This window comes from Mesorhizobium sp. B2-8-1 (genome assembly GCF_006440955.1).
In the GTDB taxonomy this organism is placed as follows: domain Bacteria; phylum Pseudomonadota; class Alphaproteobacteria; order Rhizobiales; family Rhizobiaceae; genus Mesorhizobium.
In genome coordinates this window covers 233,940-247,592 of the sequence record NZ_VFTX01000003.1, presented here as the reverse complement: position 1 = coordinate 247,592, position 13,653 = coordinate 233,940, and the positions used below count along the sequence as shown (strand labels likewise).

12 protein-coding genes are annotated in these 13,653 nt (G+C 64.8%); 7 read left to right on the top strand and 5 right to left on the bottom strand.

Translation table 11 applies throughout. The features are described 5' to 3' along the window. The first annotated feature begins 9 nt into the window (after positions 1 to 9). From FJ428_RS09610 to FJ428_RS09590, 5 genes are all read left to right on the top strand, one after another. Positions 10 to 876: an ABC transporter permease gene (locus FJ428_RS09610; protein WP_210241474.1), complete on the top strand. Its 867-nt coding sequence runs from the start codon at positions 10 to 12 to the stop codon at positions 874 to 876. Further along, positions 873 to 1,793, top strand: a complete 921-nt coding sequence (locus FJ428_RS09605; RefSeq protein WP_140491557.1) for an ABC transporter permease — start codon at positions 873 to 875, stop codon at positions 1,791 to 1,793. The genes FJ428_RS09610 and FJ428_RS09605 overlap by 4 nt, the downstream gene beginning before the upstream one ends. A 35-nt stretch (positions 1,794 to 1,828) precedes the next feature. Beyond that, on the top strand, positions 1,829 to 3,472 hold the full coding sequence (locus FJ428_RS09600) for an ABC transporter substrate-binding protein (protein ID WP_140879339.1): 1,644 nt from the start codon (positions 1,829 to 1,831) through the stop codon (positions 3,470 to 3,472). Then, the gene (locus FJ428_RS09595) at positions 3,462 to 4,406 is read left to right on the top strand and encodes an acetamidase/formamidase family protein (protein ID WP_140491553.1); all 945 of its coding nucleotides are present in this window, start codon (positions 3,462 to 3,464) and stop codon (positions 4,404 to 4,406) included. Before FJ428_RS09600 ends, FJ428_RS09595 begins: the two co-directional genes overlap by 11 nt. A 163-nt stretch (positions 4,407 to 4,569) precedes the next feature. Further along, complete coding sequence (locus FJ428_RS09590; RefSeq protein WP_140879338.1) at positions 4,570 to 6,345, top strand: ABC transporter ATP-binding protein; 1,776 nt, start codon at positions 4,570 to 4,572, stop codon at positions 6,343 to 6,345. A gap of 85 nt (positions 6,346 to 6,430) precedes the next feature. On the opposite strand, the gene ggt is transcribed toward FJ428_RS09590, so the two are convergent. The 5 genes from ggt to FJ428_RS09565 form a co-directional block, all read right to left on the bottom strand. Continuing rightward, positions 6,431 to 8,017 carry a gamma-glutamyltransferase gene (gene ggt, locus FJ428_RS09585; protein ID WP_140879337.1) on the bottom strand — a complete coding sequence of 529 codons (1,587 nt, stop codon included), beginning with the start codon at positions 8,015 to 8,017 and terminating at the stop codon, positions 6,431 to 6,433. A gap of 48 nt (positions 8,018 to 8,065) precedes the next feature. Then, the gene (locus tag FJ428_RS09580) at positions 8,066 to 8,866 is read right to left on the bottom strand and encodes an ABC transporter permease (RefSeq protein WP_140491547.1); all 801 of its coding nucleotides are present in this window, start codon (positions 8,864 to 8,866) and stop codon (positions 8,066 to 8,068) included. Then, positions 8,863 to 9,789, bottom strand: coding sequence for an ABC transporter permease (locus FJ428_RS09575; protein ID WP_140554659.1), 927 nt, complete (start codon positions 9,787 to 9,789; stop codon positions 8,863 to 8,865). The genes FJ428_RS09580 and FJ428_RS09575 overlap by 4 nt, the downstream gene beginning before the upstream one ends. After that, a complete protein-coding gene (locus FJ428_RS09570) occupies positions 9,789 to 10,871 on the bottom strand; it encodes an ABC transporter ATP-binding protein (RefSeq protein ID WP_140554658.1) in 1,083 nt (360 codons plus the stop codon). The genes FJ428_RS09575 and FJ428_RS09570 overlap by 1 nt, the downstream gene beginning before the upstream one ends. Positions 10,872 to 10,940: 69 nt before the next feature. Beyond that, positions 10,941 to 11,981 carry an ABC transporter substrate-binding protein gene (locus tag FJ428_RS09565; protein WP_140514265.1) on the bottom strand — a complete coding sequence of 347 codons (1,041 nt, stop codon included), beginning with the start codon at positions 11,979 to 11,981 and terminating at the stop codon, positions 10,941 to 10,943. Positions 11,982 to 12,199: 218 nt separating this feature from the next. Here FJ428_RS09565 and FJ428_RS09560 point away from each other — a divergent pair, with 218 nt between their 5' ends. Both FJ428_RS09560 and FJ428_RS09555 read left to right on the top strand, forming a co-directional pair. Beyond that, entirely contained in the window at positions 12,200 to 12,901 is a 702-nt protein-coding gene (locus FJ428_RS09560) for a GntR family transcriptional regulator (protein WP_181165185.1), read from the top strand. A 141-nt stretch (positions 12,902 to 13,042) separates the two neighbouring features. Next, complete coding sequence (locus FJ428_RS09555; RefSeq protein WP_246670963.1) at positions 13,043 to 13,600, top strand: TMEM175 family protein; 558 nt, start codon at positions 13,043 to 13,045, stop codon at positions 13,598 to 13,600. Positions 13,601 to 13,653: the final 53 nt, after the last annotated feature.

The window sequence follows — 13,653 nt, the reverse complement described above, 5'->3', positions numbered from 1 at the left end:
GCCGCACGCATGCCGGTCAAGCCGCGCGCCGGCGTCTGGCGTCGGCTGGTCAAACGCCGCCTGGCAGTGCTTGGCCTGGTTATCGTCGCCATCGTCCTCGCCGGCGCGATCCTTGCGCCTTGGCTGACCGGCTATGATCCGAATGAGCAGATGTTCGACGGGCTGACGCTGGAAGGCTCGCCCTTGCCGCCCGGCGCAAAATTCTGGCTGGGCACCGACCTGCTCGGCCGTGACCTGTTGACCCGCATTCTCTACGGCGCCCGCACCTCGCTGATCATCGGCATCGCCGCCAATGGCGTGGCGCTGTTGATCGGCACGCTAGTCGGCGTCACGGCGGGTTATTTCCGCGGCTGGATCGGCAGCGCTCTCATGCGCTTCACCGATCTGATGATGGCGTTTCCGGCGCTGCTGCTCGCCATTTGCCTGGCGGCAGTGTTCGAGCCAAGTCTCTGGATCGTCGCTCTGGTCATCGCGCTGGTCAACTGGGTGCAGACCGCGCGCGTCATCTACACCGAAACCTCTTCGCTCGCCGAACGCGAGTTCATCGATGCCGAACGCACCATCGGGGCGAGCGCGCCGCGCATCCTGTTTCGCCACATCCTGCCGCATCTTCTGCCCACCATCATCGTCTGGGGCACGCTCGGCATCTCCACCACGGTGCTGCTGGAAGCGACGCTCTCCTTCCTCGGCATCGGCGTGCAGCCGCCGACGGCCTCCTGGGGCAACATCATCTTCGAGAACCAGACCTACTTCCAGGCGGCACCCTGGCTGGTGTTCTTCCCGGGTGCGGCGATCCTGGCGCTGGCGCTGGCCTTCAACCTGATCGGCGACGCGCTGCGCGACATCCTCGATCCGACGCAAAGGGGCCGGGCATGATCGCCTATCTCGGCCGCCGCCTGATCCAGTCGCTGCTCATCCTGCTCGGCGTCTCGCTGATCACCTTCGCGCTGCTTTATTTGCTGCCTGCCGACCCGGTGCGCCAGATCGCCGGCCGCAGCGCCACGCCGCAGACGGTCGAGAACATCCGCCAGCAGCTCGGCCTCGACCAGCCCTTCGTGGTCCAGTACTGGCACTATCTCACGAAGCTCGCCAGCGGCGATCTCGGCCGCTCCTACATCCAGCGCTCCGAGGTCACCGAGCTTATCGTCTCGCGGCTGCCGGCGAGCCTGCTCCTGATGGTCGGCGCCATCCTGTGCGAATTGCTGATCGGGCTCAGCATGGGCCTGATCGCCGCCGTCAAGCGCGGCACCGCCACCGACCAGACGCTGATGGTCGCCTCCTTCGTCGGCGTCTCGGCGCCGCAATTCGTCGTCGGCCTGCTTTTGCTTTACGTGTTCGCCGTGCGGCTGGGCTGGTTCCCGATCGGCGGCTACGGCACCTGGCGCCATCTGGTGCTGCCTTCGCTCACCATGGGCATACTCGGCGCCGGATGGTACGCGCGCATGATGCGCTCCTCGATGATCGACGTGCTGCGCCAGGATTATGTGCGCACCGCGCGCGCCAAGGGCCTTGCGCGCCGCGCCATCCTGTTCCGCCATGCGCTCCCCAACGCCATCCTGCCGGTCATCGCCATGATCGGCATCGACATCGGCATCTTCATGGGCGGCATCGTGGTGGTCGAAAGCGTGTTCGGCTGGCCAGGCATCGGCCAGCTCGCCTGGCAGGCGATCCAGCGCGTCGACATTCCGATCATCATGGGCGTCACGCTGGTGTCGGCCTTCGCCATCGTGCTCGGCAATCTCTTGGCCGACATCATCGCCCCGTTCATCGATCCCCGCATCAAGCTCAGATGAAAACCAGAAAACCAACAGAGAAAGGGAACATAACAATGAAAAAGCTTCTCGCATCAACCGTGGCCGCATCGGCGCTGGCGCTGATGCTCGGCATGACGAGCGTCCGCGCCGAGGACGCCGTCGACCCCAACGCCAAGCAGGGCGGCGCCATCACCATCACCTACAAGGACGATGTCGCGACCCTCGATCCGGCGATCGGCTATGACTGGCAGAACTGGTCGATGATCAAGAGCCTGTTCGACGGGCTGATGGACTACGAGCCGGGCACCACCAATCTCAAGCCCGACCTCGCCGAAAGCTACGAGATCTCGCCCGACGGCAAGACCTTCACCTTCAAGCTGCGCCATGGTGTGAAATTCCACAATGGCCGCGAAATGACCGCCGAGGACGTGAAATACTCGCTCGACCGCGTCACCAATCCGAAGACGCAGAGCCCCGGCGCCGGATTCTTCGGCTCGATCAAGGGCTATGACGATGTCGCCGCCGGCAAGGCCGAAAGCCTGTCCGGCGTCACCGTCGTCGATCCCTATACCGTCAAGTTCGAGCTGACCCGGCCCGACGCCACCTTCCTGCATGTCATGGCCATCAACTTCTCGCATGTCGTGCCGAAGGAAGAGGTCGAGAAATACGGCGCCGATTTCGGCAAGCATCCGGTCGGCACCGGCGCCTTCAAGCTCGCCGAGTGGACGCTCGGCCAGCGCATCGTCTTCGAGCGCAACGCGGACTACTGGCACAAGGGACTGCCGCATCTGGACAAGATCACCTTCGAGATCGGCCAAGAGCCGATCGTGGCGCTGCTGCGCCTTCAGAAGGGCGAGATCGACGTGCCCGGCGATGGCATTCCGCCGGCCAAGTTCCAGGAGGTGATGGCCGATCCCGAGCAGAAGGCGCGCGTCGTCGAGGGCGGGCAGCTGCACACCGGCTACGTCACCATGAACACCACCATGGCGCCGTTCGACAATGTGAAGGTGCGCCAGGCGGTCAACATGGCGATCAACAAGGCGCGTGTCGTCCAGATCATCAACAACCGTGCCGTGCCGGCCAACCAGCCGCTGCCGCCCTCGATGCCGGGCTACGACAAGGCGTACAAGGGCTATCCCTATGACGTCGCCAAAGCCAAGGCGCTGCTGGCCGAAGCCGGCCATCCCGACGGCTTCGAGACGCAGCTTTTCGCCATGAACACCGATCCCAATCCGCGCATCGCGCAGGCGATCCAGCAGGACCTCGCGGCGATCGGCATCAAGGCCAGCATCCAGTCGCTCGCCCAGGCAAACGTCATCGCCGCCGGCGGCGACAAGGCCGGCGCGCCGATGATCTGGTCGGGCGGCATGGCCTGGATCGCCGACTTCCCGGACCCATCGAACTTCTACGGTCCGATCCTCGGCTGTGCTGGCGCGGTGCCTGGCGGCTGGAACTGGTCGTGGTATTGCAACAAGGACCTCGACGCCAAGGCGGCCGAGGCCGACTCGGTGGTCGACCCGGCTAAAGCCGCCGAGCGCGACAAGATGTGGAGCGCCATCTACGACAAGGTGATGGAGGACGCGCCCTGGGCGCCGGTCTTCAACGAGCAGCGCTTCACCATGAAGTCCGCGCGCATGGGCGGCACCGACAACCTCTATGTCGACCCGGTCCATATCCCGATCAACTACGACAATGTGTACGTAAAAGATGTGCAATAACTGCGACTACACCATCCACGGACGCCATCACCATTTCGGCTGGGACAATTCCTTTGCCCCGGCGCAGCGCGTGGCGCCCGGCTCGACCATCGAGTTTCAGTGCCTCGATTCCTCCGGTGGCCAGCTCAAGCCCGACAGCACCGTCGCCGACATCGCCAAGCTCGACTTCGCCGGGATCAACCCTGTCACCGGGCCGATCTTCGTCGAGGGCGCCGAGCCGGGCGACGCGCTGAAGGTGACGATCGAGATGTTCAAACCGTCCGGCTTCGGCTGGACGGCGAACATTCCAGGTTTCGGCCTGCTCGCCGACGACTTCAAGCAGCCGGCGCTCAACATCTGGAAATACGATGCCGCCTCGCTGGAGCCGGCCTTGTTCGGCAAGAACGGCCGCGTGCCGCTGAAACCCTTCGCCGGCACCATCGGCAACGCGCCGGGCGAGATGGGCCATCACTCGGTGGTGCCGCCCCGCCGCGTCGGCGGCAATCTGGACATTCGCGACCTCGCCGCCGGCACAACGCTCTATCTGCCGGTGGAGGTGGCCGGCGCGCTGTTTTCGGTCGGCGACACGCATGCCGCGCAGGGCGATGGCGAGGTCTGCGGCACGGCGATCGAAAGCCCGATGGACGTCGTGCTCAAGCTCGACCTTGTCAAGGACGCCAGGCTGAAGATGCCGCGCTTCACCACGCCCGGCCCGGTGACGCGCCACCTCGACACCAAGGGTTACGAGGTGACCACGGGCATCGGCCCGGACCTGATGACCGGCGCGAAAGAGGCGGTCGCCCAGATGATCGACCTGCTCGCCGGCCGTTACCAGATCGATCCGGTCGAGGCCTATATGCTGGCCTCGGTCTGTGGCGATCTCAGGATCAGCGAGATCGTCGACATGCCGAACTGGGTGGTGTCGTTCTACTTCCCGCGCTGCGTGTTCGAATGATGTTCGGTCGGCGCTGCACCCCCACCCCGCTGCTTCGCAGCGACCCTCCCCACAAGGGGGAGAGTAAAAAACCGGCGCCCTACCTCCCCCTTGTGGGGAGGTCGGACCGAAGGTCCGGGTGGGGGGCGCCACAGAATAAATCCCTTGCAGGTTTGCGTCTGCAATGACATCAGCCACCGAAACCATTCTCGACATCGCCAATCTCTCCGTCTCCGTGCGTGGCGAGGACGGCGAGCGCGACGTCGTCTCCAACCTCTCTCTGACGCTTTCACGCGGCGAGACGCTCTGCATCGCCGGCGAATCCGGCTCCGGCAAATCGATGACCGCGCTGGCGATCATGCAACTACTGCCGCGGCCCGCCGCGCGCATATCTTCGGGCACGATCCGCCTTCTTGGCGGGGATGCGGGCGACACCGATCTCACAGCGCTCGACGAGCGCCGGATGCGCCGCATCCGCGGCGACCGCATCGCCATGATCTTCCAGGAGCCGATGACCTCGCTGAACCCGGTGCTGTCGATCGGCCGCCAGCTCACCGAATCCATCGAGGCGCATACCAGCCTCTCGCCCGCCGAGGCCCGAAGCCGCGCCAGCGAGGCGTTGAAGGCAGTGCGCATTTCGGAAGCCGAAAGCCGGCTGAAACAGTTTCCGCATGAGCTGTCCGGCGGTATGCGCCAGCGGGTGATGATCGCCATGGCGCTGGCGCTGGAACCCGACGTGCTGATCGCCGACGAGCCGACGACTGCGCTCGACGTCACCGTGCAGGGCGAGGTTCTGGAACTGCTGCGCGACCTGCAGCGCCAGCACGGCACCAGCGTCATCCTCATCACCCACGACATGGGCGTGGTCGCCGAAATGGCCGACCGCGTCATCATCATGCGGCATGGCCGCATGGTCGAGGAAGGCAAGACATCGGACATTTTCGCCAGGCCGCAAGCCGAGTACACACGCGAGCTGCTCGCCGCCGTGCCGCGCATCGGCACTGGCGCCGGCCGCCAGAAATCGAAAGAGATTGCCGAGCCGGTTGCGCCGGCGAACGTCGCCGATGTCACCGATCTGCATGTCCGGTTCGACCTGCGTGGCGGCTTCTTCGGCCGGGTCAACCGGCGCGTCCATGCCGTCGAAGGCGTCAGCTTTTCGATCGCGCCCAACGAAACGCTGGCGCTGGTGGGCGAATCCGGCTGCGGCAAGTCGACCACCGCCAAGGCGCTGGCCGGACTGGTGCCTTATACCGGCGACATCGTCATCGGCGGACGCAACCTGTCGGGCCTCGGCCGCGACGAGCGCAAGGCGGTGCGCCGCGACGTGCAGATGATCTTCCAGGACCCCTACGCTTCGCTCGACCCGCGCATGCGCGTCGGCGATCTCGTCGCCGAGCCGCTGGTCATCCATGGCGTCGCTTCGAAGGAAGAGCGCAGGGAGCGGGTGGCGGCATTATTCGAGCGTGTCGGCCTGTCGGCCGGCCAGATGGAGCTCTATCCCCACGAATTCTCCGGCGGCCAGCGCCAGCGTGTCTGCATCGCCCGCGCCCTGGCGCTAAGGCCGAAGCTGATCATCGCCGACGAAAGCGTTTCGGCCCTCGACGTTTCCGTGCAGGCGCGCGTGCTCGACCTGTTGAAGGAATTGCAGCGCGAATTCGGCGCCGCCTACCTCTTCATCTCCCATGATATGGCCGTAGTCGAAAACATCTCCGACCGCGTCGCCGTCATGTATCTCGGCCAGATCGTCGAGATGGGCACGCGCGACCAGGTTTTCTCCAACCCGCGCCACCCTTACACCAGGCGGCTGATCGAAGCTGTGCCGGTGCCCGATCCGGCGAAGCGCAGGAGCCGGTTCGCAAGGCTGGACCAGGAGATTCCGAGTGCGACGCGGAGGCTGGGCGAGAGCCCGCAGAGGCTGGCGCTGAGCGATGTCGGAGGCGGTCACCTGGTGGCGGGGTGAGGGTATGCTGCTCATGTGGGGCGGCGCCGACGCTTGCTGCGGCAACTGCAGCCAAATCCGGGCCGCGACGGCTGTCCCGATCCCATCAATACCCAAGCGCCATTCCGTCCTTGCGTGGATCCGACGCCCCGGTCAGCGTTCCCTTTTCCCAGTCGATCAGCACCGCCTGGCCGCCGCCGAGCGGATGGTGCGGCTGGGTGATGGCATGGCCGCGGCGGCGCAGGCCTTCGATCGCATCAGCGGGAACACCGCGCTCGGCCTCCACCATGCCGTCATTGTAGAACACTCGCGGCGCATCGAGCGCCTGCTGCGGATCCATGCCGAAGTCGAGCACGTTGGTCAAAAGATGGACGTGGCCGAACGGCTGGTAGCCGCCGCCCATGACGCCGAACGGCATCACCACGCGGCCGTTCCGCGTCGCCATGCCGGGCATGATCGTGTGCATCGGCCGCTTGCCGGGCGCGATCGCGTTCGGATGCGCCGGGTCGAGGCGGAAGCTCGAGCCGCGGTTCTGCAGCACCACGCCGGTCTTAGGGCCGACGACGCCGCTGCCGAAGGAATAATAGGTGGAGTTGATGAAGGAGACCGCGTTGCGGTCGCGGTCGACGATGGAGATATAGACCGTGTCGCTGCCGGGCAGCTGCACATCCGGCAGGTGCGTCATGGCACGCTGGCGGTCGATCTCGGCACGCAACCGCTCGGCATAGGCGGCCGACAGAAGCTCTTTTACCGGCACCGGCACATGGTCCTGGTCGCCGAGGAAACGGTCGCGGTCGCGGTAGGCCAACCGCCCCGCTTCGATCTCCAAGTGCAGGCGCTCGGCGCCGTTGGGGTCGAGGCCGCCGAGCTTGAACCCCGACAGCACATTCAGCATCACGAGCGCCGTCAGCCCCTGGTTGTTCGGCGGCATCTGGTGGATCTCGTGGCCGCCATAGGAGACGCTGACCGGCGCTACATAATCGCCCTTGGTCGAAGCGAAATCCTCAAGCGAATGCAGTCCGCCCAACGCCCTGAGCCGGCTCACAATGTCGTCGGCCACGGTGCCTTCATAGAACCCGGCGCGGCCATGCCTGGCAATGATGCGTAAGGTGGCGGCAAGCTCCGGCTGCCGGTGCACGTCGCCGGCCCTGGGCGCCTCGCCGCCCGGCAGGAAAATGCGCGCGGCGTGCTCGTCGGCCGACAGGTCGGTCTCCGGTTCGGCCCAGTCGAAGGCGACGCGGTCATGCACGACATAGCCGTTCTCGGCATAGTTGATCGCCGGCGCCAACACCTCTGCAAGGTCCTTGCTGCCATGGTCTTCCAGCAGCCTGCACCAGGCGTCGATCGCGCCGGGCACGGTCACGGCATGCGGTCCCTGTTTGGGAAGTTCGCTGAAGCCTTTGTCGCGATACCAGTCCACGGTCGCCTTGGCGGGCGCCCGGCCGGAGCCATTGAAAGCCAGCACGTGTCCCTGCCCCGCGGGGCAATAGAGGACAAAGCAGTCGCCGCCTATGCCGGTCGATTGCGGCTCGACCACGCCCTGCACGGCGGCGGCGCAGACAGCGGCGTCCATGGCATTGCCGCCGGCGCGCAGCATGTCAATGGCTGCAAGCGTCGAAAGCGGATGCGAGGTCGCGGCGATCGCTTCGGTGGCACGGACCGGCGAGCGGCCGGGAAACTGGAAATCACGCATTCTGTCCGAATATCTCCTGGTCACTTGAAGCCAATTGGTCCGGTGAAATCAATGCCGTCTGCCGAAGATCTGCGCCACCGACAAGAGCACGACCGACAGCACGATCAGGCAGGTCGAGATGGCAGCGATCGTCGGGTCTATCTGGTCGCGCAGGGCGTTGAACATGCGGCGCGTCAAGGTCGTCGTCTCGCCGCCCGATATGAACAGCGAAACCACCACTTCGTCGAAGGAGGTGATGAAGGCAAACAGCGCGCCCGAAACGATCGAGAAGCGGATCTGCGGCATGGTCACCTGCCAGAAGGCGGCGACGCGTCCGGCGCCGAGGCTGCGCGCCACGCGCTCTTGGTTCATGTCATAGGAGCGCAAGCCGGACAGCACCGTCAGCACCACCAGCGGCAGCGCCTGCACCGTATGCGCGATGACCAGGCCGGTCAGCGTGTTGTTGAGCCCGATGCGCGCATAGAGGAAGAAGGTGCCGATGCCGATCAAGATCACCGGCACGATCAGCGACGCGGTCATCAGCGCGTTGATGGTGCCGTTGAAGCGCAGGGTGCCCCGGTTGATGGCATAGGCGGCGGCCGTGCCGAGCGGCGTCGCCACCAGCGCGGTCATAACGGCCACCTTGACCGAGACCACCGTCGCGTCGCGCCACTCCAGCGACTGGAAGTAGGTCTGGTACCAACGCAGCGACCATTGCTGCGGCGGAAACTGCAGCAGCGTCGAATCCGAAAACGACATGATGACGATGATGACCGACGGCGCGATCAGGAACAGCAGCACGAGGCCGCCCAGCGCATAGAGCCACAGACGTTGCCGGTGCGAGATCGGCAGGCCGACATCTCCGCTCATCGCGAACTCCACACACCTGTGGCGCGCGCGCCGAGCAGCCACTGGAACAGGCCGAGCAGCGCCAGCGTGACCACGAGCAGCACGACGCCGAGCGCCGCGCCGGCGCCCCAGTTGGAATAGAGGCTGGTGGTCTGTTCCATGCGCATCGCCCACATGACGACCTTGCCGCCGCCCATCAGCGCCGGCGTGACGAAAAAGCCCAGGCACAGCACGAAGACGATGACCACGCCCGAGGCGAGGCCGGGCAGCGACAGCGGAAAGAAGATCTGCCGGAAGGTGGCGACGGGGCCGGCGCCCAGATTCATCCCGGCGCGCAGGCAGTCGGTGTCGATGGTCTTCATCGAGGCGTAGAGCGGCAGCACCAGGAACGGCAGCAATATATGCGTCATGCCGATGACGACGCCGGAAAAATTGTTGGCCAGCGGCAGCGGCTGGCTGATGACTCCGAGGTCGATCAGCCAACTGTTGATCAGCCCCTTGCGCTGCAGGATCACCAGCCAGGCATAGGTGCGCACCAGCACCGATGTCCAGAACGGCAGGATGACGAAGATCAGGCAGATCGACGCCGCCCGGCGCGGCAGTTGCGACAGCATGTAGGCCAAGGGATAGCCCAGCAGCACGCAGGCGGCGGTGACGATGAAGGCGACCTTGAAGGTGGTGAGGAAGGTCTTGATGTAGGAGGCCTGCTCGAAGAAGCGCGCATAGTTGGCGGCGCTCAAGACGCCGGCCTCGTCGAACAGCGACAGCCAGAACAGCCAGCCGATCGGCACGATGATGATGGCAAAGACGAGGAACAGACTTGGCGCCAGCAGCGCCAGCAGCCGAAACTGCTCGCGCCACGCATCGGCGCGCAACGCATGCGCGTTCAGGTCCTGGGTCATGGCGCCAATTGCCTCGTCCATCGCGGCGGTTTGCACGCTCATCAGTCCGCCGCCACCAGGATCGTATCCTGCGCATCAAGGCCAAGCGCGATCGGCTGCCCGGCGGCCGGCAACCTGGCCAGCACGTCGCTGCGGCAATAGTCGCGCAATGTCAGCTGCCTGCCGTCGCGCAGCACGGCGTAGCAGACGAAGCTGTCGCCCTGATAAATCACGTCACTGAGCGTCGCGCTGAGCACGTTGACGCCCTTGGCCGGCTCTGCATTTGCCAGCAGCCGCAGCTTTTCCGGCCGCACCACCATCAGCTGCTGGCCCGATGCCGGCGCCGGCGCCGCGGTGTGGATTTGCCTGTCCTCGTACCAGACCGAACCGCTGCGGCATTCGACGGGAATGAAATTCGATTCCCCGATGAAGCCGGCGACGAACCGGGTGCGCGGCGCGGCGTAGAGAATTTCGGGCTTGTCGAGCTGCTCGATGCGCCCGGCATTCATGACGGCGATACGATCCGACATGGTGATCGCCTCGCGCTGGTCGTGCGTGACATAGACAGTCGTCATGCCAAGCCGCCGATGCAGGGCGCGCAGTTCGATCTGCATGTGCTCGCGCAGGCCCTTGTCCAACGCCGACAGCGGCTCGTCCATCAGCACGATGCGCGGCTCGAACACGATGGCGCGCGCCAGCGCCACGCGCTGGCGCTGGCCACCGGAGAGCTGGTCGACGCGCCGTTCGCCGAGGCCCTGCAACTTCACCAACTCCAGCGCTTTCTCGACGCGTTCCACCGTCTCGGCGGCCGGAACGCGGCGCTGCTTCAGCGGAAAGGCGATGTTGTGGAAGACGTTCATATGCGGGAACAGGGCATAGTTCTGGAACACCATGCCGATATTGCGCCTGTGCGGCGGCGTGGTGATGATCTCCTCGTCGCCGACCTTGATTGAGCCGGCATTGGCCCTGACGAATCCCGCCAGGATCATCAGCAGCGTCGTCTTTCCGGAGCCGGAAGGGCCGAGCAACGTCAGGAATTCGCCGGCCGCGACGTCGAGATTGAGGTCGCGCAGCACCGATACGGAGCCAAAACGTTTCTCTATCGCGCGCATGCCGATCGGCAGCGCGGATGGCGCAATGGACAAGATTGTTTTCTCCTAGGCAGGACTCCAAGAAGCAGGGCCAGGCGGCCCCGCAATGTCAGGGTTTCCGGTCTATTGCTGGATCAGATTGTTGAACTTCTCCGTCGCCTCGACGAGGTTGTCGCGCCAGAACTCGGCGTCCTGCAGCACCTGCTTCTTGACGTTCTCAGGCGACGAGTTGATGTCCTTGATCCGCTCCGGCGGGATCTTCCCGGTCTCGAACGCCTTCTCGTTGACCGGTCCGTTGTCGACATAAAGCGGCAGATTGGCCTGTAATTGCGGACTGACGAACATCGCCAGCGCCTTCATCGCGACCTCCTTGTTCTTGGCGCCCTTGGGAATGACCATGCAGTCGGCGGTGAGTACGCCCTGGTCGAAGGAGAAGCTGACCGGCGCGCCTTCCTTCTTCAAGGTGCCGGCGCGGCCGTTCCAGATGCTTGCCATGTCGACCTCGCCGTCCTTCACCAGTTGCATGGCCTGCGCGCCGGAAGTCCACCAGGCATCGACATGGCCACGGATCTTGTCGACCGATTTCAGCGCGCCGTCGATGTCGACAGGATAGACCTTGTCGATCGGAATGCCTTCGGCGAGGGCTGCAACGCTAAGCGTCTCCGTCGCCTGGCTGCTGCTCAGTGCGCGCCGTCCGGGAAACTTCTCCACATTCCAGAAGTCGGCCCAGGTCTTGGGGCCTTTGTCACCGAATACGTCGGTCCGGTAGACGAGTACCACGGAGGTGTAGGAGATGCCGACCCAGTCGTCATGCACGAGCTTGGGATTGATGCCGCTCTTGTCGATGAGGTTGTAGTCGAGCTTTTCGAAAAGCCCTTCCTTCGAGCCGCGCGCGCATTCGTCGGCGCCGAGCTCGGTGATGTCCCACTTCACCGCGTTGCCTGTCACCTGCAGGCGCACGTCATCGAGACCGTTGGTCGTGTCTTCCTTGATGGTGATGCCGAGCGCATCGGCGGTCGGCTTGAAGAAGGCCTTGGCCTGCGCCTCCTGATAGGTGCCGCCCCATGAGGCGACGGTAATGGTGTCGCCTGCCGCGGCGGGCGCCGTGACCGTGGCCATGAGGCCCGCTATGGCAACGACGCTAATGCCTTTGGTGCTGTTCATTTCGGTTCTCCAACCGGTGTTCCCATTGTTTTTGATTTCGCATGCGATTTTGTATACAATTTTGAGTGTAGCTCGGGGATCAGCGAAGTCAACACCGCTCGCCGGGGCCTTGGGGCCACCGACCCGGGGCCGGGGAATGGCAAAACGCGCCGATTTTGAATACAGCTACGCGCGAAACACATCGATTTCCGGCACGGACCGGAGACTGGATACGGAACTTGGCCAAGGAAACAAAAAACACGCTGCGCGACTCGGTCTATTCCGCGCTCAAGGCAATGATCGTGACCGGCCAGATCCCGCCGGGCGCGCGCGTCACCGAGAGCGACATTGCGGCAAAGCTGAATGTCAGCCGCACGCCCGTGCGCGAGGCCTTCAACCGCCTCGAGCGCGACGGGTTGGTCACCGGCCGGCCGCGGCAGGGCTACGCCGTCACCGAGTTCGACATAAACATGTTCCGCGAGGCCTTCGACATCCGCGAACTGCTCGACGGCCACGCCACCGAACTGGCGGCGGCTGCGGCCACCGAGAAAGACAAGGCGCGGCTGCGCGCCATGCTGGCCGAATGCGAGAGGCTGGCCGCCATTGCGGATCGAACCACAAGGGAAAAATTCCAGGAGCTTGAAGTCGGCATCGATCTGCACCGCGTCATCGCCGAAATCAGCGGCAATGCCATGCTGCACGGCATGCTGTGCGGCATCCTCGACAAATGCCAGCACTATGTCTGGACGGAACTGCTGTGGCTCGACGAATGGAAGATCGCCCGCGACGAGCATGCCGAGATCGTCGAGGCGATCTGCGCCGGCGACGCCAAGCGCGCCGGCGCCCTGGCGCGCGCCCATGTGCGCGGCTCGCGCGAGAACGTGCTGCGCCTGCTGCAGGCCAAATCGGATTACCAGAGCTTTCTGGCCAAGGCGTCGTGAGCGGGGTTGGACTTGGCGCGAAGCAACGCGTTAGCGATCTCGACTGGGCAGCCATGGATATTGCGGGTGGCGATGCTACCATAGGCCGGACGAACCTCGACAAGGACACTCCAGGTGCTTCCCTCGACAGGGCTTGAGCGATTGAGCGCATTTTCGGATGGCGTGTTCGCCGTCCTTATCACCGTGCTCGTGCTTGACCTGCGCCCACCGGAGGTGCCGACCTTCACTGCGTTGCTGGCCTTGTGGCCGACATGGCTGAGCTACGGCGTGAGCTATCTCTTCATCGCCATCGTCTGGGCGAACCACCATCATCTCCTGCGCCATGCCACGGCGGCGACGACCAGCCTGATGTGGTACAATTTCGCGCACCTGTTCTCGGTGTCGCTGCTGCCGCTGGCAACCGCGTGGATGGCGGTCAGCGAGCTGGCCCCGCAGCCGGTGGCGTTCTACGCGGTCGTCTTCTTCCTGGTGAATCTGACCTACATTCTCCTGATCCGGGAACTCATCGACCCGATGCCGGCCGACACCGTTCCGCTCAAGGTGCGCAAGGTCATGCGCATCCGCTCGATGGTGACGCTGTGCCTTTTCGGCTTGGCGGCGGTCGTCGCCCTGAAATACCCGATCGCCGGATTGGCGATCTGTTGCTGCTGCCTGACGGTCTATCTCCGGCCGGAAGCGCCGGGATCGCGCGCCGGCTGAGCGCAATGTCAGGTCATGCCGCCCGCGTCGGCTTTCGGCCTCGATCCGCCAGA

Bases quoted from the DNA above. Each gene is read 5' to 3' on its own strand.
- ggt (WP_140879337.1), bottom strand. From the start codon at position 8,017: ATGCGTGATTTCCAGTTTCCCGGCCGCTCGCCGGTCCGTGCCACCGAA.
- FJ428_RS09610 (WP_210241474.1), top strand. From the start codon at position 10: ATGCCGGTCAAGCCGCGCGCCGGCGTCTGGCGTCGGCTGGTCAAACGC.
- FJ428_RS09595 (WP_140491553.1), top strand. From the start codon at position 3,462: ATGTGCAATAACTGCGACTACACCATCCACGGACGCCATCACCATTTC.
- FJ428_RS09590 (WP_140879338.1), top strand. From the start codon at position 4,570: ATGACATCAGCCACCGAAACCATTCTCGACATCGCCAATCTCTCCGTC.
- FJ428_RS09605 (WP_140491557.1), top strand. From the start codon at position 873: ATGATCGCCTATCTCGGCCGCCGCCTGATCCAGTCGCTGCTCATCCTG.
- FJ428_RS09580 (WP_140491547.1), bottom strand. From the start codon at position 8,866: ATGAGCGGAGATGTCGGCCTGCCGATCTCGCACCGGCAACGTCTGTGG.
- FJ428_RS09565 (WP_140514265.1), bottom strand. From the start codon at position 11,981: ATGAACAGCACCAAAGGCATTAGCGTCGTTGCCATAGCGGGCCTCATG.
- FJ428_RS09600 (WP_140879339.1), top strand. From the start codon at position 1,829: ATGAAAAAGCTTCTCGCATCAACCGTGGCCGCATCGGCGCTGGCGCTG.
- FJ428_RS09575 (WP_140554659.1), bottom strand. From the start codon at position 9,789: ATGAGCGTGCAAACCGCCGCGATGGACGAGGCAATTGGCGCCATGACC.